The organism is Sorangium sp. So ce406, from assembly GCF_051474675.1.
GTDB classification, from domain to species: domain Bacteria; phylum Myxococcota_A; class Polyangia; order Polyangiales; family Polyangiaceae; genus Sorangium; species Sorangium cellulosum_G.
In genome coordinates, this window is record NZ_CP150340.1 from 10,409,706 (window position 1) to 10,431,058 (window position 21,353).

Sequence of the window (21,353 nt, forward strand, 5' to 3'; positions counted from 1 at the left end):
GGCACGCTGGCGAGCGGAGCGAGCCTGCGTGCCCGGTCGGTTGCAAGCCCTTGTTAGGCGCCTTATGCACGACGAGCGAGGTACGACTTGAAGTCCTCATCTCTTTCAGCGCCAACCGACACGGTCTTTCCACGTACCATCTCCAGAACCTCCGCGCCGTCACCGGCCATCCGAGTCACATTCACAACGAGATCCTGCCCGATCATGATGTCACCGGTGTCAAAGAGCCGGTGATGGTTGGCACACAGGAGCAGTCCGTTGGCGTCGTCGATGCGTTCTGCATCTGATTCGCATCGGCTCCAAGGGAAAACATGAGCTGCTTCGAGCGTGGACCGGACCGCGCACCCACATAGCGCGCACCGCCCCCCGAAGAGTCGCAGCATTCGCGCGCGAAAGTACAGCTGAAGTCGCCCTCGTTGTGCAACACGCGCTCGCACATCTGGCTCTTCGAGCCCCTCGAAAGCCCATGATTTGGGCAGGCTTGCAAGAACCTCGTCATCCGTGAGCGTCTCCCGGCTGAGGTCGCCCAGATCAAGATCCTGACTGGCTTCGGCAAGCGCCGCGACGATCTCAGGTCTCTGGAGTTCAACAGCGGGAAGCGCCTCTTCGGATACGGGGACTCCAGTTCGACACCGAAGACACTGATCCACCGCGGCCGCGACCAGGTCGGCCATATCAATCTCAGCGCTCTGATTAGCTTCGAAGATTTTGAACGTGAGTTCCCGCTCGCCAGTTCTCCACACTTGAAGCGTCTTCCCACGAGTGGCATCATACATCTTGGTCCAGCTGTTGAGGTATTGCGTGCCGAGCGTCGCCTGTTCGATTCTCAATGCCTCCCGGTTTCCTTGAAGCAGCCGCAGCGTGTACGTCACCTCGGGCAGTTCGAGGGCCTTGCGGATGCGAGTGAAGCTCACCTGCGTACGCTTAATCTGATAGACGAGATAGGCCATGGCATCCTTACGCAACAATCAACCACCTACGCATGTGGCAGCGCTTGCACGCTTCATTCCATTCCAGAAGAGTCGTCTCTCACCCGCGGGGCGCCGTGCACAGGCGCACCGTCGGCCTGCAGCGGCTTGTTAGGCGCCATCGCCCTCCTCCACATAGTCGATCGGAGCAAGGTACTCCAACAGAGCCGAAGGCCCACGGTTGGCATACTTGTCCCAGTACATTTCGGGCTGGATGTACTTGAGCCCGGCGAAGGCAAAGTCCTTCGGATTCGTCATTACATTGGCAGAGTGGGTGTCCGGGCGATCTTCTCGAAATGCGCAGTAATAGGCCACGTGCGGATGCGTCCCGGCATAAACGCTGGAAAGATGAAGCGAACACATGTGCTCGCGATGTTCGTCATACAGGATGCCCAAGGCACCGAGTCCTACGCGCGACCACAGACCATCCTCACGAAGAACGATCGACGAGATCGTCGCCAACGAGAGCTTGCTGCCGTACTTGCGGACCATCTGGTACAATTGCTGTGCGACGGCGTTGCCCTCGATCGTCGCTCGGAGACGATCGCCAAGTCGCAAGGCTTCCCTGATGATGATGTCGACCGAAGCGTCAGCGACCTTGGGCGCCGCCATATCGATCATATTGCTGATCGCGGCCATTGCGTCGGTATGGTAGATGGCGGCGGCAGATCTGAGTGCATCCATCAGGCTGAGGGTGAGCTGTGCCTCACCTTCCCAGCGCGCGACCGCTTTTAGCTCGCGATCGAGCCCCTTCGCCAGAGTGAACTCGTAGGGAATCCAGTGCGTCCATGACCCCTGCGACCTGTCAAGCTCACCATGGAGTTCGCGACGCTTGAGCAACCAATCCTGGAGCCATACATACCATGCTTCTTTCGTCGTGATATCGACCACGACAAAGATGACTGGGTACCGGCAGGACTCCGCATAGCTGATGTACTTGCGTTCGATGATTGCTCGCACGCCAACATCATTGCGATCGACGCTTTCTGCGGACTTGATTTGAATCTTAAGAATCTCTCCACGAACCCCCTGCTCAGTGAGCTCGGCCTCCAGATCGATTCCGAAGTCTTCACCAAGATCCCGCGAGAGCCAGTGTGGATGCTCCTCGATGAGCACCGCAACCTGGCGGTGCCCCCGCGCCCCGATCTTCTGCGCATCGCTTCTGTCGTTCATCGTGTCTCCGGTACGAGATTCCCGGCGCCCATTGTCAAGATCAAGAACGCATCGCAGGATCTCCGACACCTGGCGTGATCAACCACTCCGCAAGTGTTGGGTCCGCTGGGCGCGCCTAACGGCATCCCGCTCACCCGCGGGGCGCCCGGACGCGCGCAGCGCGTTCGGGCGAGCCGTCGGGTGCAGCGGGGTGTTGGCCCGCGGACTCACTTTGCGGTGTCCAATTGCCTTCGGATCAGTGTGGCGAGACGAACGAGAGCCTCATGTGCACCTTTGGCGAGCGTCGAAACCCGCGGCAGATCTGCCCCTGCGTCGCGCATCGCGCTTAGCGCCTCCCGGAGACGGACGACGTGCTTTTTAAAGTCGCCCCTCTGATCGGCATCAACAATGAGGTGGTCGCATTCGGCGATCTTATCTGCGTGCATCTGCAAAGAGTCGATCGTGCGAGACAGCGCTTTCCCGCGCGCTTGAATCCGATCTGGCGCCAAAAGCGATCTCGACAGGTTCTGCGCCTCATGAATGGCGGTCGTCATTGAGGCCAGATAAAAATTACCACGCTGGTCCAAAATTTGGTCACGTGCAGCGCCAGCAGCCTGCGCCGCGCTCATGGCCCGCCGAGCTTCACGCCACGCCAAGCCTGTTCCAATGAACGTAGCCACGGCCGCGACGATATTGAGTACATCCATCGCACTCATAGCTAAAACTGCGGCCAGGGCTCGTCGACTTCGGTCATGCCTGCCCGCTGAAAGTACGAATCAAACTCGGAAGCATACGCGGCTTCGAGCGAGTTCAGGAGCCGCACGAGGCGAACATATGCAGATGGCACAACGAGACGACCGTCCCTGGGTTCAGGGACCGGCAATGCGACGCGCCCCCCATCAACAGTAACGTATAGCTCCCGATAGATCAGCGTACCATTGTAGAACATGTCAACGAAGCTACTTGACGCATGCGGATCCGGAAATCCGTTCGCCCAGTCTTCCTGAAAGTCGTCCAACGATCGGAGCCCCCACCCAATCGTGATGGCAATGTCGTTCTTAAAGGTCGCGACCAAACTGTGCGACACAACGTCGATCGATGTCGTGGGCGCACCAGAACTGTAGGTCGTGCTGGTTTGAAGTTCGTACCGGTAGCTCGGGCCTGAGCCCGAGCCCCAACATGAAATCACATGCCAATTCACAGCCGAAGAGTTTACGATCTGCGCCACAAACGATGAAATATTCATGCCCTCATCCTGAGTAACAGAGCCACCGCACGATGTATCATGAGCGCAGAGACTCTCCGCGCTCAAGTTGCTGAAGGCAAGTCATAAGATTTCCGCGAATCTTCGCAAAAATTTGCGGAACAAATCTGATAATATCGTCACACGTGGGGGCGGCCTTGCCGATAGGACCATGGTAGTATTCAATATGGCTTATTATGCTCCGCTGCTCGGACTTCGGCAACGCCTTAAACGGATCGCGAGCAATCCGATCGTGGAACCTAGAAAGGTGAATGAATGCACAGCCAAATTTATATAAACAGATCTAGCCCATCCCGTTAACGAGTCCGCAAGTGTCACCATTTCACGATCGGTGATCCTTTGGCCGCTCGGATGCTGCCAACGCTGCCCCTCGACCGAGCGCTTGATTAGGAGGTTGCGATTTGCTCTGTCATCGACTGACAGCAGAAACATGACCCTCACCATCGAGTCAAGTTCTTGGCGCAGTATGCCGATGCCGACTGAATGCAACGAAGCCCCGGTCAGCAAACGGATTGCCTCCGCGTGCTCGCGCGACCGTTCTCGTACCTGTCTGCAAAATATTCGGAGTGGATCCATCGTACAACACCCTTTAGCCTAGGCGGAAACACGTCCGAAGGTTCGACCGCGGACGGACGTGGGTCGGGCCAACGTCGCAATATCTGTGCCGCGCGACATATCTTCGCGGTTTTGCATGTAGGCTGCGAACCGTAGTGCCCGATCACCGTGTTCTCGCGGATGAGTCGCGGCACCCCGCAGCATATCTAGATATTCCCGCGGATAGGTCGCGATCTTCCGCAGGCTATCTGCGCATCTCCGGAGATAGGCCGCCGCTGCACAGCTACGTATCGCCGTTGAGGGGCTTCGGACGGCGACGGCGCGCCGCAGACCAAATTGACTGCCTCGGGCGACTGATGTGCGGCCCAGATATCCGCGGGCCGCCGCAACTCGCGCTCGCCCTGCGCCGATAAGGGTCAATGCGGGTTTGACGAACCGGCCCAAACCAATCGGAACCATCCCCATGACCCTGATGGAAGCCGTACGCGCCACCATCCGACGCCTGCATTACTCTCCGCGCACCGAAGAGGCGTATGTCCACTGGATCCGGCAATTCATCCGCTTTCATCACGGCAAGCACCCACGGCAGATGGGCGCGGAAGAAGTCACGGCCTTCCTCAACGATCTTGCGGTCGCGCGCCGCAGCGCGGCGTCCACGCAGAACCAAGCGCTGTGTGCGCTCCTCTTCCTTTACAAGCGGGTCCTCGACCTGCAGATACCCCGGCTCGAAGCGCTCGAGCGTGCCCGCCGGCCGGAGCACCTCCCCACGGTCCTCTCGCGACAGGACGCTCTCATCTTGATCGAGCACCTGATCCCACCTTTTCGACTCATCGGCGAGCTCCTCTACGGAAGCGGCCTCCGCCTCCTCGAAGCGCTTTCGATTCGCGTCAAAGACGTCGACCTCGATCGACGGCAAATCATGGTGCGCCGCGGGAAAGGACAGCACGACCGGCCGGCCTTGCTCCCCGCTCGGGCGCGCGACGAGCTGCAGGCCCAGCTCGACGCCGTGGCGCAGCGGCACAAGAAGGAGTTCGCGGCTGGCCGCGGCGAGGTCGACCTGCCCCACGCGCTGCGAGCGAAGATGCCAGGAGCAGCCACGAGCCTCGCCTGGCAGTACCTCTTCCCCGCCTCTCGCCCTTGCACCGATCCTGCAACGGGTCGACAGGTCCTCTACCACCTGCACGAATCGGCAGTGCAAAGGGCCGTGCACGATGCCGGACGGGCGGCGGGGCTCACCAAGCGCGCGACATGCCACATCCTCCGCCACAGCTTCGCAACCCACCTGCTCGAGGCGGGCACCGACATCCGGACGATTCAGACATTGCTCGGCCACAAGGATGTGCGGATCACGACGATCTACACCCACATCGTCGACCGCGGTCCTCTCGGCGTGATCAGTCCTCTCGACCGCTGACCGCCGCTTCCGCATGGAGCGCCTTGAACTCCGACCCCACCCCCACGTGCCGCCCCCACGCATCGTGGAAAGGTAGCGTAGCCGACGGCCGCCCCATCTTGTCAAGGAGGCCAGCGCAGGACCCTGCGGTCTGTACACCGGATGAAGGCGCGAGCGGGTCCTCGATGCCCTACCCCTCCGAAGCGAAGGAGTGCCCCTGCAACCTCTCGGCCGATCAGCGACGGGGACGGGGCTGTTCAGGTTGCCGCAGTTCGCCGAGTTCTCCACCACGCGGGACGGCGTCCGAATCCGCAGCAAAGCACGCGCCAGCGATGCGCCAGGTGGAGAAGGGCGCGGATGGCCGCGGGCTGTCGAGGTGCGGACACTGGGGGTTGACTGTCAGATGCCGGCGGGACGCTTGCGCGGCCGACCTCGCTTGATCTCCGGCATCGCGGCGCTGCGGAGAAGATCCCCAGGCGACACATCGAGCGCGTTCGCAAGCCTGACGAGCGTGCCGAGGCTCATGCTCTGCCGCCCGACCTCGATCGCCTGCATCGTCCGCAGCTCGATCCCGGCCGCTCCGCAAGCTGCTCCTGCGCTTCGGCAGGCGGGTGAGCACGGACCAGAGCTCCGCGAGGGCGTGCCAGGTGGCCAGGCCGCTCACCCGTCCCTCGGCCACCGCGTCGACTCAGACGACGGCGCGACCGTGGTGCGGATGCGCCCGGTGCAGTCCGGCGACGAGCACGCTCGTATCGAACGCGATCTTCCCGAGTCTCCCTGGATCCGGTCCGCCCGTGCGTCGCGATCGGGGCGATGGTCGAACGCTTCGGCCGGCATGGTGGCGTCAGCGTCGACAACCAGAAGGCCATGCCGCTCTGTCAAGGTGACGCCCCCGCGGCGAGCTGCCTGCTCTGCAGCGGGGACGTCGCTCGCCGCCTCGTGCGCGACGAGCTCGATCACGCGAAGCCGATCGTGGACAGGGAGCGCGCGGATGGCGGCGACGATCTGCTCGACGGTCATGCCCGGCAGGATGCCATCCCCGCAGCCAGGAAGGAAGTCGAGGATCGGTTGCAGATGCATTGGACAGGCGGAACGAGCGCGGCCGCGTCCTCGGCGAGCAGCGCCGCCGCGTCGTCCAGGAGTTCCGCATAAACGGGCAACTCCTTGCCCAGCCGCGCTATCCGCTCGGGCTTGAGCGGCGAGATCGTCACGCCCAGCATGTCGGCCACCTCGCGGGTGCTCGGCGCCGTGGCCGGCCTGCTGCGGCTCGGCCCCTTGGTGGGACTCGAGCTCTTCTTCGCCGTCGGTCGCAGGGCCATGGAGTTCCCCCTGGCGGGTTCAAGGTCGATGATGGTTACGTCAGCATGGAATGCCGGCCTCGGGAGCCATGCTCGCTCGCCATCGTCGGAGATCACCACCGTGGTACAGTGGGTCAGGAGCCCGAAGCCGATGAGGGTGGGGCGCATGAGACCCCGGGCGCTCGCCTCGTCATCCGGGCCTCCAGCGTGTCACGGTGCTCCTGCCCGGGCGCGGTCACAGCGACTGGTGCCCGAGGCGCACCTGCATCGACGGGTGTCGGGCAGCGAGGGCGCGGAGAAAGGCGAGGCTCCTGGCGCTTTCGACGCGGTCGTCCGAGAACGTCCCGGGCTCGACGTCGTTGCGCCAGCCCCAGACGGTGTGGCACACATCGCCGGTGAAGAGCACCGGTCCCTCGGGTGTTCGCGCGACGTAGGCGACCGATCCCGGGGTGTGTCCCGGCGCAGCGAGCGCGAAGAGCGAGGCGTCGCTGAACACGTCAATCGCGCCGCTCTCGTCGAATACCCACTCCTGAAGGGCCGCGCGGCCGTCGAGGAGCTGGTCCACGACAGGCTGCGTCAGCGCATGGAAGGGGCTCTCGAACGCAGACTCGCCGGGTCCGAGGAAGATCGGGACGTCGCGCGCCACGTCGCCCAGGCCCAGCACGTGGTCGAAGTGCAGGTGCGTGAGCAGCACGCCGTCCAGCGACCGGTCGCCGCGCCAGACGCCGAGGCCGGTCTCCACCCGCAACGCACCGAAGTTGAGCGCCTGCCCGACGGCGCCAGTCCTCAGGGGATGGTCGTGCGCCGCGAGCGCCTGCGCCGCGCCGGTGTCGATGATGTACAGGCCCCGGGTCGGGTGCGCGAGCGCGTGGAAGGTGATCTCGACCGGCTCGGCGCCGTCGGTCAAGGCGGCGGCGCGCTCGTGTTCGAGGTTGATGAGCCCGCTGCGGCTCGACTCCCAGCGCGCGCTGACGACGGTCTCGACGGTGATGGGGCCTGCGTCATCGAGGAGCGCCTCCATCGCCTCGAGCGTGGTCGGCTCGCCGAGGGTGGCTTTCCCCGCGTCATGCGTCGACGCGGGTGGGTCCTTCGGTGCTGGGGATGGCGCCGTGCAGGCGCCGAGCAGCAGCGCGGAGGCGAGGAGTGTGCGGGACACGAGAGCGGTGGCGTGCATGGACATGCCGCCAGTGTGCTCTCGAAAAAATGGATAAAAACTGACGAAACCAGCATGTAGATATACGCAGATGGATATCTCCTGGGACGACGCGCGGCTGTTCCTCGCGGTGGCAGAGGCAGGCAGCCTGAGCGCCGCCGCGCGCAAGCTGCAGATGACCCAGCCGACCGTGAGCCGGCGCCTGGCCGAGCTGGAGGCGGTCCTCGGCGAGCCCCTCTTCGACCGGGGCGTCGCTGGCGCCGCGTTGACGGCCTACGGGGCCGGCCTGCTCGAGCCCGCGCAGCGGATGGCCGACTGGGCCGCCGAGCTGACCCGCGCGGCCGAGCGGCGACACGCGCCCGCGGGCGTGGTCCGGATGACGGCGCCCCCCGGCGTCGCGCACGTCTTCCTCGCCCCCTTCGCCGCGGCGATCGCGTCGCGCACGCCGGGCATCCAGCTGCACGTGGTGTCCACGGTGCGCCCGCTCGATCTGATCAGGCGGGAAGCGGATATTGCGCTGCGGCTGGGCGTCCCCGCCGATGAGACCAGCGTCGCCTCGGTGGACCTCGAGCTGCGCGCCTTCGCGTCGGAGCAGTACGCGGCGCGCGTGGCGGGCAAGACCGACCCGGCCGACCTTGCCTGGATCGGCTGGGCGCCGCCGTTCGACGACCTCTCGCCGAACAGCGTCCTCAGACGCCGGATCCCGGGATGGCGCCCATCCTTCGCCTCCGACGACTACCTCGTTCAGATCCGCGCGTGCGAGCTCGGTCTCGGCGCGATGCTGCTCGCGCGCGAGCATCCGCATTTCGGCAGGCGGCCGCCGCTCTGTGAGCTGAAGGTGGACCTGCGGCCCGTCCGACGCCCGCTCGTCCTGCTCTGCCCGCGCGGCGCGCGCGCCATTCCGCGCGTGCGCGCGGTGCTCGATCTCCTCGTGGAGAGCCTGCGCGCGTGGCGCCCCCCCTCCGGTCCGGCCAGGTGAATGGCCATCGCGGAAGTCGCTGGTCACAACAGCAGGCAGGATCCGCGCAATGACGGCCGGCGAGACGCCTGGCGCCACATGCCTGGATGGAGTGCGGCACAGCCCGCCGCGATACGGGGGCTCGTCCATCGCAGCAGTCCCACATCGACTTCGTCACGCTCGCCCGCGAGAGCCGGCGCGCGCGAGAACCGCATGCCCGCGCCGACGAAGATCGCTGAGCTCCTCGGCGTGCTCCCCGGTACCGGGTCGACTTCATCGTCGTCGGTGGCGTCGCCGCCAGGATCCAGGGAGTTCACGTCGACACGTTCGATCCGGCGTAGAGCTCGCCAGCTTGTTCGCGGACAGCCGCCTCGCACGGTCTCCGCCCGCACTGCCCGCCCCGTTGAGGCGGGCTCATCGCCGGGTTGCGCTGGGCCACAGCGCCCGGCTGCCGGCTCATCACGGATGAGCCGGCGCGGCGCTGCGCGGCCCCTCCGCGCTGAAAATCGCAGGTTCGCCGCGCACCGCTGCAGGGGAAAACGAAAAAGATGCTGCGCCGCTTGCGTATCGCGTTGTAGCGGAGTAGATTGCCGTTTCCTCACGACGTCACTGGCTCTCGACACGATGCTTTCTCTCTCCCTTTCATGAGGGAGGCTATTGCTCGCGCGGATGACTGGACGACGCACCGTGTGCTTGCGCAGGTTTCGCTGCGCGGCACCTTACCGTTCGATCCGCAGCGGCTTCATCGAACGGCAGGCGGAAGAGCGCTCGCGAGCGCATCTGTAAGCCGTGAAAGCAACGTGTCATGGGTAATCGTCTTTACGTCGGCAATCTTTCCTACAACACCTCGCGCGAGTCCCTCGAGGCCGCGTTCGCCGGCAGCGGTGAGGTCCGGGAGGTCGCGATGCCGACCGACCGTGAGACCGGCCAGCCGCGCGGGTTCGCGTTCGTCACGATGGGCTCGGCCCAGGCGGCGAACAACGCGATCTCGCAGCTCAACGGCATGATGCTCGATGGGCGCTCGCTCAAGGTGAACGAGGCGCAGGAGCGCCCGGCCGGCGGCGGCGGCGGGCGCGGCTTCGGCGGTGGCGGTGGCGGCGGGCGCGGCTTCGGCGGCGGCGGCCGCGATCGTTACTGAGTCGCTCCGTTCGTTCGGTCGACATAGGGCGGCGGACCCCCGAAGGTCCGCCGCTTTTTTTTGGGCTTATCGATGGAGCTCGCGGGTGAGCCAGTCGCCGGATCCAGGCAGATCGCCGAGCGCGCGGCAGAGGGCGACCTTGCGTGCTCGCACGTCCGGAATCGATGGTTTTTCCGGCGAGGATTCACGCTTGTTGTCGAGTCTCTCTCTGGACCGTGAGCGGATGCGCTTCGTGCACCGAACCGGTCCAGGTGGAGCTCCCGACGACAGCGGAGCTCGCGTCAACCAACACGCCCGTCCCGGGGCGTCCTGAAATGGAGTCATCATGCAGCGACAGACCGCGTTGAAGCGACAGAAAGAGCGCGCTCGTATCGAGAAGCAGCGCGAGAAGACGGCGAACCGCCTCGAGCGCCGCAATGACAAGGCGTCGAGCGTCGCCCTGGCGCCGGGAGAAGATCCGGATCTCGCGGGCATCGTCCCGGGACCTCAGCCGCAAGTAGTCGACTGAGGCCCGCGGTCGAGGGGTGCCTGCGGAGGTGGCCCCGATGAACCCGATGGGCCGCCCCGGCGATGGGCACGGCGGGAGCGTCGTGGCGCGGGCGGCGACGCGATCGAGCGCATTCCCGCTTTCCTGCGCTCCCGCCTGCCCCGCCTTGATCTATCTACCTGTCCCCTCATGCCGGCGAGCTTCCCCCAGCCCCGCCTCGTCGTCCTGCTCGCCTTCGAGGGCGTCGCGCTGCTCGATCTCGCTGGGCCCCTCGAGGCCTTCACCGTCGCGACCACCTTGCGCGCGCCCGGCGCTCCTCCGCCGTATCGCGCGATCGTCGCCTCGACGGCCGGCGGGCCGGCGCGCACCACGACCGGGCTCGCGGTCTGTACCGAGCCGCTCGCGGCGCTCGACGACGAGGCCATCGACACCCTGATCGTGCCGGGCAGCGGCCCGCCGGAGGCCCCGGCCGTCCCGCCTGACCTCGTCGCCTGGCTCGCCCGCCGCGCGCCGCGCGTGCGCCGCACCTGCGCCGTGTGCACGGGCGCCTTTCTCCTCGCCGCCGCGGGCCTGCTCGACGGTCGCCGCGCGGCGACCCACTGGCGCTCCGCGCCGCTGCTCGCGGAGCGCCACCCGCGCGTCCGCGTCGACGCGGACTCCGTGTACCTGCGCGACGGCTCGATCTGGACCTCGGCCGGCATCTCCGCCGGCATCGACCTCGCCCTCGCGCTCGTCGAGGAGGACCTCGGGCACCGCGCGGCGATGGCGGTCGCCCGGCAGCTCGTCGTGTTCCTCAAGCGGCCTGGCGGGCAATCGCAGTTCAGCGCGCCGCTCGCGGCGCAGGCCGCCGAGGGCGGCACCTTCGCCGACCTGCATGCCTGGATGGCGGACCGCCTCGCCGGCGATCTCCGCGTCGAGCGCCTGGCCGCGCAGGCGGGGATGAGCCCGCGCACCTTCGCGCGCGCGTACACGGCCGCGCTCGGGCAGACGCCGGCGAAGGTGGTCGCGGCCATGCGCCTCGAGGCCGCCTGCCAGGCCGTCGCCGGCACGGACCTCCCGCTCAAGCGGATCGCCCACCAGTGCGGCTTCGGCGACGAGCAGAACCTGCGCCGCGCCTTCCTGCGCCGGCTCGGCGTGGGACCGCTCGAGTACCGGGAGCGCTTCTCCGGCAGCGCCCGCGCGCGTGGCAGGAAATGACCGCAGCTCGGCAGGGCGCCCGGCCGGCGAGCGCGCACCCTCCTTTCGCCTGGCCTTCGCCGGCAGACAGGAGCCCCCGCCATGACCACCGAGATCGCCGGAATCCACGCCCCTGACACGCGCCTTGCCCAGGACGCGACCGCGCTCGCGCGCGAGGTCTCGGCCCCTTACCTCTTCCACCACGTGATGCGCTCGTACTACTTCGGCGAGCTCGCGGCCCGGCAGCGCGGCGTCGCCTGCGACCGCGAGCTGCTCTACCTCTCCGTGGTGCTGCACGACCTCGGCCTGACCGAGCGCTTCGCCGGCCCCGAGCGCTTCGAGGTCGACGGCGCCAACGCCGCCCGGGCCTTTCTCGAGGGCCGCGGCCTGCCCCGGGAGAAGGCGTCCCTCGTGTGGGACGCCATCGCGCTGCACACAAGCCTCGGAATCGCCTCGCACAAGGAGCCGGAGGTCGCCCTCGCCCATCTCGGGATCTCGATTGATTACGGCGGCCTCGATCTGGAGGCGCTGCCGCGCGGAGCGGTCGAGGAGATCCTGAGGGCCTATCCGCGGCTCGAGATGAAGCAGGAGCTCCGGCGCGCCCTCTGCGGCGTCGTGGCGCGGAAGCCGCACACCGCGGCCGGCAATTTCCTCTCCGACTTCGGCCGCCGCCACGTGCCGGGTTTTCAGCCCTTCGACGCCAGCGCCCTCCTGGAGGGCGCCCCCTTCGATAGCTGAGCTGGACGGAGCGCTCATGAAGATCACGGCGAACCGCATCCAGATCCATGTCCGCGATCGAGGCGAGGGGGACATCGCCCTCGTCTTCCTCCATTACTGGGGCGGCTCGTCGCGCACGTGGGCGGCGGTGGCCGAGGCCCTTTCCCCGAGGTACCGCACGATCGCGATCGACCATCGCGGCTGGGGCGACTCCGACGCACCGGAAGAGGGCTATCGCATCGGCGACATGGCCGATGACGCCGAGGCCGTGATCCAGGAGCTCGGCCTCGAGCGCCACGTGCTGGTGGGCCACTCGATGGGCGGCAAGGTCGCGCAGCTGCTAGCGTCCCGCCGGCCCGCCGGACTGCGGGGGCTCGTCCTCGTCGCCCCTGCGCCGCCCACGCCGATGCCGCTCAGCGACGAGCAACGCGCGGCCATGGCCCGCGCCTATGACTCGCCGGAATCGGTCGGCGCTGTGCTCGATCATGTGCTGACCGCGCGTCCGCTGAGCTCGGCGCTGCGCCAGCAGGTGATCGACGACAGCCTGCGCGGCGCGCCCGCCGCCAAGGCCGCCTGGCCGCACGTCGCGTCGCAGGAGGACATCTCCGCGGACGTCGCGTCGATCGACGCGCCGGCGCTGGTGATCGCCGGTGAGCTCGACAAGGTCGAGCGCCTCGACGTCCTGCGGCGCGAGGTGGTGCCGCGCATCGCCGGCGCAGGCCTGCGCGTCCTGCCCGGCACAGGGCACCTGTCGCCCCTCGAGGCGCCCCTCGCGCTCGCGTCCGCGCTGCGTGATTTCGTCACGCAGCTCGGATCCGCGTGAGGCACCGCGCCCCGGTCGACCCGCACCCACGCGCCGCCCGGCGACCGCCGGCACGTTGGGGCGTCCGCACCGAAGCCCGACATCGGGAGCCAGGCGCACGGCGTCGGGCGTCGCGGGAACAGGCGCTCGCCCCGGCTGGGACCACGCTCCCGTGGTAGGGTCGGCCATGAGCACCGGCGTGCTGCCGCGCAACATGGCTCCTGATCGCAACGCACCGGAGGTCGAGGCAGCCTTCGAGGCGGTGCCGCCCGAGCAAGTGGCAGAGATCCTCGACGGGGAGCTCTTCACCTTTCCGCGCCCCGGCCGCCCCCACACGCGGAGCGCATCGCGCCTCACGATGAAGCTCGGCGGCGCCTTCGACCTCGGTGATGGCGGGCCCGGCGGCTGGGTGCTCCTGGATGAGCCGGAGCTCCACCTCGGGCCGCGGCCCGACAAGGTGGTGCCCGATCTCGCAGGGTGGACGCGGGAGCGCATGCCGGACGCCCTCGGGGACGAGGACACGCCGGCGCACTACGACGTCCCTCCGGACTGGGTGTGCGAGGTGATCTCGCCGCGTACCGAGCGCGTCGACCGGGGCAAGAAGATGCGGATCTACCGGCGCGAAGGCGTGGGGCACGTGTGGTTGCTCAGCCCCTTGCTGCGGACGCTCGAGGTGTACCGCCTCGAGGGCGGGCGGTGGGTGCTGCTCGAGACCTACGAAGAAGACGCCAAGGTGAGGGCCGAGCCGTTCGACGCGGTGGAGCTCGATCTGGCAGCGAACTGGACCCGATGAACGATCGCAGGCGAGCGATGGTGAACGTCGCGTTCGCCGTGTTTGCGGGCGCGAGCGCCGTCGACCCGGATGAGGTCGCGGAAGTTACTGTTCAAACCTCTCGCCACGGGCCGGGAGGCAAGCGCCGAGCGGGACGTGAGGCCCGCCCCCGCCCCCCTCTGCCCGCCATCCCCGCGCCCCGGTTCCGCGCCCCCACAAAAATCAGCCGCCTACGTACGAATCTCTGAAGGTCCGCCGGGCTCGCCACCATTCAAGGAGCCAGAGGGAGCCGGGCGCGGACGTTCCCCTTCGTAAACAGCACTTCTAAAGCCTGTTCGCGCCCGAGCTCCCCGGCACACGCAACCACGTCCGACGGATCACCCGTCGCTCTGCCGCAGGCTGCTCGCGCGTGAGCGCACGCGCCGATCCCCGCTTTGCGGTGCAACCACCGCAAGGGCCGGATCGGAGCCTCGCCAGCCTCCCGGACGGCATCCCTCGGCCCGCCGCTCCAGCGCTGCTGGAGCAGCCATGAGCCGACGACGCGGCGCGCGCTCCCCGATGCCGGGTGCGCCGCAAAGGCCGTTTCTCGCGCGAGGAGCCTCCGGGCCGAGATGAACAAAGAGGATCTCCCATGCGTCTTCGTCCAGCGATAGGCCTGCTTCCCCTTGTCCTCGCCGCGTGCGTCGGCGACCACGCCGCGCCGACCTCGGAGCACGTCGACGAGTCCAGCGATGAGCTCATCGGCGGCCGCCCGGCCCTCGAGACCGAGGTCCCCGCCACGATCCAGGTCAGCGACTGCACCGGGGCCAAGGTCGGCCCCCGTCACTTCCTCATCGCGGCCCACTGCGTCGACGACGACAACACCGGCGGCGTCGGGAGCAACCATCTGCCGGGCTCGATCGTCGCGCTCACGAACGACAACGGCCCCACCGGCATGCAGCGGCGCAACCTGACCGTCCAGGAGACCCACATCTTCCCGGCGTGGACGTCCTCCCGGCGGAGCTGCCACAGGCACTGCATCAACATCCTGAACCCGTACCATCCGCCGGATGTCGCGGTGATCGTCGTCGACGAGGACACGCCGGACATCCCCGAGGCGACGGTCGACGGCACCCCCGTGCTGCCGGGAACCGAGGTGATCATCGCCGGATACGGCTGCGAGAACGGCGTCGACCGGCCTACCCCTCCGGCTCGGCTCAAGATCGAGACGGTGACAACGCTCCCGGCAAGCGCGCTGATCCACGAGGGCTCCTACGTGGTCCCGGAGGACGCGGCCGACGTCGCGGGCGCCAACGTGATCACCGAGGGCGTCCTGACCGATCCAGCCGCGGCGAGCCTCTGCCCCGGCGACTCCGGCGGGCCCCTCTACCGCGCCGGTTCGTCCCAGCAGCTCGTGGTCGGCGTCAACTCCTACTACACGTTCTCCGACGAGAGCGGCATCTCGGTCACGAACTGGCACACCCGGCTCGACTCCGCGGCGCGCTACGACGTCCTGACATGGCTCGAGGACCGCGGCGTGAACACGCAGGGGGGCTCCCCGCGGACCATCCCCTACGAGTTCACGCACGCGCCGCTGACGGGCACGATCGAGGCGGAGAACTTCGATTACGGCTACGAGGGCCTCGCCTACCACGACACCACGGTCGGCAACGCGACCGGCTTCTACCGTGGTCAGCACGTCGATCTCGAGCCGACGTCCGACGCCCCCACCGGCCCCGGCGCCAACGTCACCGGCACCGCGGCAGGCGAGTGGCTCAATTACTCGGTGACGAACCCGTTCCCGGTCCAGTATCTCCTCGAGCTGCGGGTGGCCACGACCGGCGCATCGAAGGCGCTCCACGTCGAGATCGATGGCCAGGACGTCACCGGGACCGTCACCCTGCCGGCGACCGGCGGCGCGCAGTCGTGGCAGACCGTCTCGGTCCCGGTCGGCTGGGTGAGCGTCGGCCCGCACGTCGTGCGCGTCGTCTTCGAGACCGGCGACATCAACCTGAACTGGCTCCGGTTCGTGGAGTAGCGCGTCGACGGCCCCCAGCGGGTGGGGCGCAAGCGCGGGCGGCGGCGCCAGCCCGGAGCCAGGCCGTACCATCACCTCCTGATCTTGATCACAGCACCAGGGTTCGCCCCGAGTCGCCCGAGCCGCGACCGCATCCCCGTCGGGGCCTGCGCCTCCGGCTCCTCCTCCGGCCTGGGCGTCGCCGTTTCGGCAGGCTGCTCTTGCTCTGAGGTGTCACTGTTCTTCAAGGGCTTCTCGCTGGGATCTTGTGGATTCATACGACTACTCCTGATCATGTTCCTGTGAACAATGGGCGTTTCACTGAACCCTCAGCACGATCGATCTTGTTCGACCGTCAATTGCCAATCAAGGGCTAGCACCAGGCAGCGCGAGGCGTGGTGCGTGGTTGACGACCATCCAGCCCCATCGCGATGGCTGGGCGGTCACGCGCCGTGACGGCGCCCCGCTCCACATTCATCGCCTCTTCGACGGCGCCGGATCGAGCTCCGGATAATGCCGGAAGATGCCGTCTTCGTTGAACGGTATTCGCCGATCCGAGCCCAGGTAGGCCGCGATCCGCGGGCGCTCGGCCACGCGGTCGTGCAGGGCGACGAGCTTCGGGATCTTCGGCGCGAAGGCGGCCATGGCGTGCGGGAACGCGTAGCGGAGGCCCGCGATCACCTGGAACAGCGAGAGATCCACGTAGGACATCGCGCCTCCCAGGAGGTGACGGCCGCCGTGGCGATCGAGGACGCGCTCGAAGTAGCCGAGGAACTTGGGCATGCGCTCGGCGAGGAAGCCCTGGCTGCGGCGGAGCGCCTCGGGCTTCTGGTCCTCGTAATAGAGCTCGACGGAGATGGGGTGATGCGTGTCGTGCACCTCGGCGACCAGATCGGTGACGGTGAGCTGGAGCTGATGGGCGCCGAGCCTGCCCGCCTCGTCGTCCGGCGCGAGGCCGAGGTGCGGGCCGAGGTAGAACAGGATGTTGGCCACCTGGGCGATCACGAGGTCGCCTGAGCGGAGGAACGGCGGCGCGAAGGGCTCGAGCGCGAGCGCGTGGCTCTTCATGAGCTTCTGCATGGCGGCGACGCCGCCGTGCTTCGCCGCGGGCAGGCGGGCGACATCGACATAAGGAGCGCCGGCGTCCTCGAGCGCGAGGCGCACGAATTCGCCTCGGCCCTGAATGCCCGGCCAGTAATACAGCTCGTACGTGGGCTCGTTCATGACGGATGACTCGCGCCGGCGAGCGCCGCTGTCAATGGGCGCCGCTCTTGAGCCCGAGCGCGTTCGCCACAAGCCCACGGAGGACCCCGCGGTGCTTCGCGGCTGGGACCCCCTCGTTGGGATAAGCCTCCGCGCCACCAACGTACCCCTGGAGCTGGTTGTAGATCGGGTCAGCCTGGACATCGGGACGCTCGAACGCTGCCTGGGTGGCAGGCAGCAGATAGCGTGGCTTCGCGCCCCGGTCCCCATCGCGGGACAGCAGGACCGCCTCGTAGACCCTCGCATCCGTGTAAAAGGTCGCAAACCTGGCAGCAGCATCCCTGCACTCCGCAGAGCTGCACTGCGGCGACAACACGAGCGCATCGGTGAACAGGAGAATCCGGTTGGCCTGGCCGAGCGTCGCCGGGACAACTGTCACCTTGTCAGGGTCCGTGCCCCTGCGCACAGCATCGTGAAGCCGCTCCGAGTATCCGAACAGAGCGTCAACTCGCCCTGCGGCGAAGGCCTCCTCGGCGTTACCGCCGCAGTGGTTCTTTCCCTCGTGGGTGCACGCTCGACCAAGCTTCGCCAGGTTCGCCTCGACGTCCTTGTCGAGCTCGGTGTGCGTCGCCGCCTCGGATGCTGAGGCGGTGGGGTGCGCATCGACATAGGCGTCGAGGTACAACATGACGGACTCCCAGCTACCGTCCATATCACCCGCCACGTCGACGCTCCCCGCTCGCCCGGCGGTTGCAAGTATCCTGAGAAGCTGGTCGAGAGATGAAGCCGTCTTGATCTGGGGCAAGTCGCTCATGAAGAAGTGCCCGCACGTCCAGTGAGGCACGCCGTACGTGGTGTCATCGACTCGAACCGCCTGTCGGGTGAACCCGAGGAACCCAGGATCAGGGATCGTGAACGGCAGCACGGCCTTCCGCTTCACCAGCTCGCCCAGGATCATCGTATCGACCTCGACGACGTGCTGAAAATCGGGCGAGCTCGTATCGGTCAGCGCCTGGCCGGTCTTCTCCCACTCGTACGACAGATCGCCGACGTACTCGTCCGGCTTCCAGTCATGGGACTTCGCAAGGTCGCGAACGACGAGGTCAATCGTGGGATTCGACCTTTCAAACTCCTCTTCGGTCCACTTGACGTAGGACGTATCGCCAGGGACCCACGGGAAGAGCGACACCTTGAGCTGGAAACGGCTGGTAGCTGGGGTGGTGGGCGGCGCAGCGTGCTCCGCGGTGCCTGATGCGTCCGGACTGGCTTGCGAGCCGCCGCATGCGAGGTTGAGGGCGCAGAGCATCCAGGTCATCGTTCTTCGACGCATTTGTTCTCCGTTGATCTCTTATCACCGCTGCGGCTCGTGTAGCCTCGGTGGTGGAGGTGACGAAGATGGCCGACCCCAACCTCGACGCGTCGACGTTCGGCGCTTCTTTCCAGGCGTTCCTCGAGCAGATGACAGCGCAGGCGCCCGCGAAGGAGCCGGAGATACGGCGGCGCCTTCGCGAGCACCTGGGCGGAGATCCGGCGCAGATGCCCGTCGTGTCCGAGCAGTTTGCGAAGTACGAGCACCCCAACCTGCACCTCGCTCTCCAGGCCTACCTCGGTCAGCCGGGGCGCGAGGCCGAGCTCTTCGGGATCACCTCGACGCACGAGATGCTCACGCCGAGGCTCTCGCAGCTCGCCGCGCCCCGGAGCGCGATGCCCGGAGCAGGGATCGACGTCGGGCCCGTCGAGTACGTCAACCTGCAGCTCGATCAGGCCCGGGTCATCGCCTGCGTCCGCAGCGGCGTGCACCTCGTCCGGCGTGGCGAGCAGCGCCTCGTGGTGTACGTGAACGCGTCAGCGGGGTGGCGCGAGAGCCTCACGCTGGAGGTGATGGCCGCGGAGCGCGCGGAAGCGGAGGCCGTGCTCGCCGAGGTGCGGAACACCATGCGCGCGCGGAGCATCTACCGGGGCCACGTCATCTCCCTCGAGCAGGCGCAGCAAGGCGCCATCGACGTGCGATTTCATCGGCTGCCGGCCATCGGCAAGGATCAGATCATCCTGCCGCAAGGTCTCCTCGAGCGCATCGAGCGCCAGGCCGTCCGCTTCGCCGAGCTCCGCGACGAGCTCAGGGCGATGGGCCGCCACCTCAAGCGCGGCATGCTGCTGCATGGACCTCCTGGCCCGGGCAAGACGCTCACGGCGATGTACCTCGCGGGGCAGATGCCGGATCGGACAGTGATCCTGCTGACCGGACGGGGCATGGGGCTCATCGAGCAATCGTGCGCGCTCGCGCGCCTGCTCGAGCCGGCGACGGTGATCCTCGAGGACGTCGATCTCGTCGCGGAGGAGCGCACGCGACAGTGCGTGGGGAGCAACGCGGTCCTCTTCGAGCTGCTCAACCAGATGGACGGGCTATCCGATGACGCCGACATCCTCTTCATCCTGACGACCAACCGGCCCGACATCCTCGAGCCGGCGCTGGCGGCGCGGCCGGGGCGCATCGATCAGGCGCTCGAGGTGCCGCTGCCCGACGAGGGCTGCCGTCGCCGCCTGTTCGAGCTCTACGGCCGAGGGCTCGAGCTGCGCGTCTCGCAGCTCGACGCCTTCGTGGCGAGGACGAAGGGCGTGAGCGCAGCCTTCCTCCGCGAGCTCCTGCGCAAGGCCGCGCTCTTCGCCGCCGACGAGGGAGCCGGGCGCGCCGTCGAGGATCGGCACGTCGACACCGCGTTGCGCGAGCTCGCGGTCGAAGGCGGCAAGCTCACCCAGAGCCTGCTCGGGGCCAGCGCCATGTCGGGGTGAGCCGCCCGGCGCCGCCCCGCGAGGATGGAGCGATGCGGGCAGGTCACGGCGCCGGCGCATCGCCTGCTCGACACGCTCGCGCCGGCGCCGCTCGCGCGCGGGTACGCGCGGGCGGCTCGGCTACTCTCGCCAGCGGTCGAGCAGCTCGCGGGCCGAGCCGCCGCGCTCGAGGCGGGCGCGCGTCACCGCGCCGTCGGGGGCGACGTCGACGATGAACTCGAGCGTCGGGTCGCCGCGCAGGTGGTAGCGGAGGTCGGCGACGCGCACGGTGGTCCCGCCGTCGTCGGCGGGGGCGTGGCGGACCACGGGGAAGCGCGCCCAGGCGAGCGCCTCGCGCACGGTGGGCACGGCCGCGACGCGGGCGGGGACGGGGCCGCTGGGCGCGCGCGCGACCCGGCGCTCCTCGATCGGCGCGCCGCCGAGCAGGCTGACCGAGCCGGCGGCGTAAGCGTCCTCGTGCGTCGCGAGGAAGCGCCACGTCGTCACGCCGAGCATCGCGGGGAAGACGGCGACGCGTTGCGCTTCGGGGTGGGCGGCGGCGACGCGGGCGACGAGGACCTGCTGCGTCGCGACGCGGCCGCCGACGTACGCGGCGGCGACGGCGGCCCCGGCGAGGATCGCGCGCCGCCAGCGCGCCGGCCGGCGCCACGCGACGAGCGCGCCGAGGGCGAGCGGCAGCGTGACCAGCGGGTCGAGCACGCCGGTCCAGTCGAGCGTCAGGCGCGCGTCCGAGAACGGGAGGAGCAGGCGCGTCCCCCAGCCGGTCCAGAGATCCGGCAGGAGGTGCGCGAGGGCGACCGAGAGGACGCTGAACGCGTAGACCGGGCCGAGCCGGGCCCGCCGCCCGAGGACGAGCCAGGCAATCCCGGCGGCCACCGCCGCCACCGCCGGCGCGAAGAGGAGCGCGTGCGACGGCCCGCGGTGCGCGCGCAGCGTGCGCAGCACCGCGTCCCCCGCCGGCCAGAAGTAGTCGAGGTCCGGCAGCTCGGCGGCGATCACGCACGCGAGCAGCACGGCGCGGTCGGTCGGCGACGCGCGCCCCTCGCCGGGCCTCACGTCGGGGCGACGCATTGCGCCGACCGCCAGGCCGAAGAGCCCGTGCGTGAGCGTATCCATGAGGGTCGTCAGCTACCTCATGGCCCCGAGCGAGCGCAAGGCCGCGGCCCGCTCCAGCCCGCCGGGTCGAGGGCGGCGCCGCCGGGGAATTCCCTCAAGTTCTTCGGAAAATTCACAGGGAGGCGGGGAGGAAAATCTTCAAATACTCCCCGCCTCCCTGTTCAATTTCTCCGCTGAAAGAGGCTGCTAGCTGAGTGGATTCCTCTGGTGGCGCCGGGCACGTCCCGCGAGACATGGAGGTTTCCGCCTCCACCTCGAGGGCGGCGCCACCAGGGGCACGCGCCGCGAGGTCCCGTGGTCCGGCGCCGGCCCGCGCCTCCACCCGATGTGTGCGGGCGCGCCACGCGCGCCGGAGCAGCCAAAAATCTTCGTAGTTTCAGCAAGATAGCGCGCAGCCACCGCCCGGTAGCGCGCC

The 21,353-nt window shown here is 67.9% G+C and carries 21 protein-coding genes; 10 read left to right on the forward strand and 11 right to left on the reverse strand.

Annotation, left to right across the window (positions count from 1 at the left end; translation table 11 throughout):
• Positions 1–62: 62 nt before the first annotated feature.
• From WME96_RS39010 to WME96_RS39025, 4 genes are all read right to left on the reverse strand, one after another.
• Positions 63–950, reverse strand: coding sequence for an HNH endonuclease (locus WME96_RS39010; RefSeq protein WP_437286637.1), 888 nt, complete (start codon positions 948–950; stop codon positions 63–65).
• 129 nt (positions 951–1,079) lie between these two features.
• Positions 1,080–2,141: a DUF4365 domain-containing protein gene (locus tag WME96_RS39015; protein WP_437286638.1), complete on the reverse strand. Its 1,062-nt coding sequence runs from the start codon at positions 2,139–2,141 to the stop codon at positions 1,080–1,082.
• A gap of 206 nt (positions 2,142–2,347) precedes the next feature.
• A complete protein-coding gene (locus WME96_RS39020) occupies positions 2,348–2,827 on the reverse strand; it encodes a hypothetical protein (protein WP_437286639.1) in 480 nt (159 codons plus the stop codon).
• Positions 2,828–2,838: 11 nt separating this feature from the next.
• Positions 2,839–3,366 (reverse strand): hypothetical protein, encoded by a 528-nt coding sequence (locus WME96_RS39025; protein WP_437286640.1) that lies wholly within the window; start codon positions 3,364–3,366, stop codon positions 2,839–2,841.
• A gap of 1,036 nt (positions 3,367–4,402) precedes the next feature.
• On the opposite strand from WME96_RS39025, the gene WME96_RS39030 reads away from it, so the two are divergent.
• Positions 4,403–5,353, forward strand: coding sequence for an integron integrase (locus WME96_RS39030; protein WP_437286641.1), 951 nt, complete (start codon positions 4,403–4,405; stop codon positions 5,351–5,353).
• 378 nt (positions 5,354–5,731) lie between these two features.
• Here the strand turns inward: WME96_RS39030 and WME96_RS39035 are convergent, their stop codons facing one another.
• The 4 genes from WME96_RS39035 to WME96_RS39050 all read right to left on the reverse strand — a co-directional run bounded on the left by WME96_RS39035 (position 5,732) and on the right by WME96_RS39050 (position 7,786).
• Positions 5,732–5,887 (reverse strand): hypothetical protein, encoded by a 156-nt coding sequence (locus WME96_RS39035; RefSeq protein WP_437286642.1) that lies wholly within the window; start codon positions 5,885–5,887, stop codon positions 5,732–5,734.
• A 105-nt stretch (positions 5,888–5,992) separates the two neighbouring features.
• Positions 5,993–6,352: a hypothetical protein gene (locus tag WME96_RS39040; RefSeq protein ID WP_437286643.1), complete on the reverse strand. Its 360-nt coding sequence runs from the start codon at positions 6,350–6,352 to the stop codon at positions 5,993–5,995.
• Positions 6,349–6,798, reverse strand: coding sequence for a hypothetical protein (locus tag WME96_RS39045; RefSeq protein WP_437286644.1), 450 nt, complete (start codon positions 6,796–6,798; stop codon positions 6,349–6,351). Before WME96_RS39045 ends, WME96_RS39040 begins: the two co-directional genes overlap by 4 nt.
• A 67-nt stretch (positions 6,799–6,865) precedes the next feature.
• Positions 6,866–7,786 (reverse strand): MBL fold metallo-hydrolase, encoded by a 921-nt coding sequence (locus WME96_RS39050; RefSeq protein WP_437286645.1) that lies wholly within the window; start codon positions 7,784–7,786, stop codon positions 6,866–6,868.
• An 88-nt stretch (positions 7,787–7,874) separates the two neighbouring features.
• Between WME96_RS39050 and WME96_RS39055 the strand changes: the two genes are divergently transcribed.
• The 8 genes from WME96_RS39055 to WME96_RS39090 all read left to right on the forward strand — a co-directional run bounded on the left by WME96_RS39055 (position 7,875) and on the right by WME96_RS39090 (position 15,850).
• Entirely contained in the window at positions 7,875–8,762 is an 888-nt protein-coding gene (locus tag WME96_RS39055; RefSeq protein ID WP_437286646.1) for a LysR family transcriptional regulator, read from the forward strand.
• Between the two features lie 784 nt (positions 8,763–9,546).
• Positions 9,547–9,879, forward strand: a complete 333-nt coding sequence (locus WME96_RS39060) for an RNA recognition motif domain-containing protein (protein WP_437286647.1) — start codon at positions 9,547–9,549, stop codon at positions 9,877–9,879.
• A gap of 325 nt (positions 9,880–10,204) precedes the next feature.
• Positions 10,205–10,387, forward strand: a complete 183-nt coding sequence (locus WME96_RS39065) for a hypothetical protein (protein ID WP_061619872.1) — start codon at positions 10,205–10,207, stop codon at positions 10,385–10,387.
• A 168-nt stretch (positions 10,388–10,555) separates the two neighbouring features.
• Entirely contained in the window at positions 10,556–11,563 is a 1,008-nt protein-coding gene (locus WME96_RS39070; protein WP_437286648.1) for a GlxA family transcriptional regulator, read from the forward strand.
• Between the two features lie 81 nt (positions 11,564–11,644).
• Positions 11,645–12,280, forward strand: coding sequence for an HD domain-containing protein (locus WME96_RS39075; protein ID WP_437286649.1), 636 nt, complete (start codon positions 11,645–11,647; stop codon positions 12,278–12,280).
• 16 nt (positions 12,281–12,296) lie between these two features.
• Positions 12,297–13,082 carry an alpha/beta fold hydrolase gene (locus tag WME96_RS39080; protein ID WP_437286650.1) on the forward strand — a complete coding sequence of 262 codons (786 nt, stop codon included), beginning with the start codon at positions 12,297–12,299 and terminating at the stop codon, positions 13,080–13,082.
• 166 nt (positions 13,083–13,248) lie between these two features.
• Positions 13,249–13,854, forward strand: coding sequence for a Uma2 family endonuclease (locus WME96_RS39085; RefSeq protein WP_437286651.1), 606 nt, complete (start codon positions 13,249–13,251; stop codon positions 13,852–13,854).
• A gap of 610 nt (positions 13,855–14,464) precedes the next feature.
• On the forward strand, positions 14,465–15,850 hold the full coding sequence (locus WME96_RS39090; RefSeq protein ID WP_437286652.1) for a carbohydrate-binding domain-containing protein: 1,386 nt from the start codon (positions 14,465–14,467) through the stop codon (positions 15,848–15,850).
• Between the two features lie 453 nt (positions 15,851–16,303).
• On the opposite strand, the gene WME96_RS39095 is transcribed toward WME96_RS39090, so the two are convergent.
• On the reverse strand, positions 16,304–17,053 hold the full coding sequence (locus WME96_RS39095) for a glutathione S-transferase (protein WP_437286653.1): 750 nt from the start codon (positions 17,051–17,053) through the stop codon (positions 16,304–16,306).
• Between the two features lie 31 nt (positions 17,054–17,084).
• A complete protein-coding gene (locus WME96_RS39100) occupies positions 17,085–18,347 on the reverse strand; it encodes an extracellular solute-binding protein (protein ID WP_437286654.1) in 1,263 nt (420 codons plus the stop codon).
• A gap of 80 nt (positions 18,348–18,427) precedes the next feature.
• On the opposite strand from WME96_RS39100, the gene WME96_RS39105 reads away from it, so the two are divergent.
• Positions 18,428–19,822, forward strand: coding sequence for an AAA family ATPase (locus tag WME96_RS39105; protein WP_437286655.1), 1,395 nt, complete (start codon positions 18,428–18,430; stop codon positions 19,820–19,822).
• 120 nt (positions 19,823–19,942) lie between these two features.
• Here the strand turns inward: WME96_RS39105 and WME96_RS39110 are convergent, their stop codons facing one another.
• The gene (locus tag WME96_RS39110) at positions 19,943–20,938 is read right to left on the reverse strand and encodes a metal-dependent hydrolase (RefSeq protein WP_437286656.1); all 996 of its coding nucleotides are present in this window, start codon (positions 20,936–20,938) and stop codon (positions 19,943–19,945) included.
• Positions 20,939–21,353: the final 415 nt, after the last annotated feature.

Coding starts and splice junctions, on each gene's coding strand:
- WME96_RS39010 (WP_437286637.1), bottom strand. CDS start 950: ATGGCCTATCTCGTCTATCAGATTAAGCGTACGCAGGTGAGCTTCACT.
- WME96_RS39015 (WP_437286638.1), bottom strand. CDS start 2,141: ATGAACGACAGAAGCGATGCGCAGAAGATCGGGGCGCGGGGGCACCGC.
- WME96_RS39020 (WP_437286639.1), bottom strand. CDS start 2,827: ATGGATGTACTCAATATCGTCGCGGCCGTGGCTACGTTCATTGGAACA.
- WME96_RS39025 (WP_437286640.1), bottom strand. CDS start 3,366: ATGAATATTTCATCGTTTGTGGCGCAGATCGTAAACTCTTCGGCTGTG.
- WME96_RS39030 (WP_437286641.1), top strand. CDS start 4,403: ATGACCCTGATGGAAGCCGTACGCGCCACCATCCGACGCCTGCATTAC.
- WME96_RS39035 (WP_437286642.1), bottom strand. CDS start 5,887: ATGCAGGCGATCGAGGTCGGGCGGCAGAGCATGAGCCTCGGCACGCTC.
- WME96_RS39040 (WP_437286643.1), bottom strand. CDS start 6,352: ATGACCGTCGAGCAGATCGTCGCCGCCATCCGCGCGCTCCCTGTCCAC.
- WME96_RS39045 (WP_437286644.1), bottom strand. CDS start 6,798: ATGCGCCCCACCCTCATCGGCTTCGGGCTCCTGACCCACTGTACCACG.
- WME96_RS39055 (WP_437286646.1), top strand. CDS start 7,875: ATGGATATCTCCTGGGACGACGCGCGGCTGTTCCTCGCGGTGGCAGAG.
- WME96_RS39060 (WP_437286647.1), top strand. CDS start 9,547: ATGGGTAATCGTCTTTACGTCGGCAATCTTTCCTACAACACCTCGCGC.
- WME96_RS39065 (WP_061619872.1), top strand. CDS start 10,205: ATGCAGCGACAGACCGCGTTGAAGCGACAGAAAGAGCGCGCTCGTATC.
- WME96_RS39070 (WP_437286648.1), top strand. CDS start 10,556: ATGCCGGCGAGCTTCCCCCAGCCCCGCCTCGTCGTCCTGCTCGCCTTC.
- WME96_RS39075 (WP_437286649.1), top strand. CDS start 11,645: ATGACCACCGAGATCGCCGGAATCCACGCCCCTGACACGCGCCTTGCC.
- WME96_RS39080 (WP_437286650.1), top strand. CDS start 12,297: ATGAAGATCACGGCGAACCGCATCCAGATCCATGTCCGCGATCGAGGC.
- WME96_RS39085 (WP_437286651.1), top strand. CDS start 13,249: ATGAGCACCGGCGTGCTGCCGCGCAACATGGCTCCTGATCGCAACGCA.
- WME96_RS39090 (WP_437286652.1), top strand. CDS start 14,465: ATGCGTCTTCGTCCAGCGATAGGCCTGCTTCCCCTTGTCCTCGCCGCG.
- WME96_RS39095 (WP_437286653.1), bottom strand. CDS start 17,053: ATGAACGAGCCCACGTACGAGCTGTATTACTGGCCGGGCATTCAGGGC.
- WME96_RS39100 (WP_437286654.1), bottom strand. CDS start 18,347: ATGACCTGGATGCTCTGCGCCCTCAACCTCGCATGCGGCGGCTCGCAA.
- WME96_RS39105 (WP_437286655.1), top strand. CDS start 18,428: ATGGCCGACCCCAACCTCGACGCGTCGACGTTCGGCGCTTCTTTCCAG.
- WME96_RS39110 (WP_437286656.1), bottom strand. CDS start 20,938: ATGGATACGCTCACGCACGGGCTCTTCGGCCTGGCGGTCGGCGCAATG.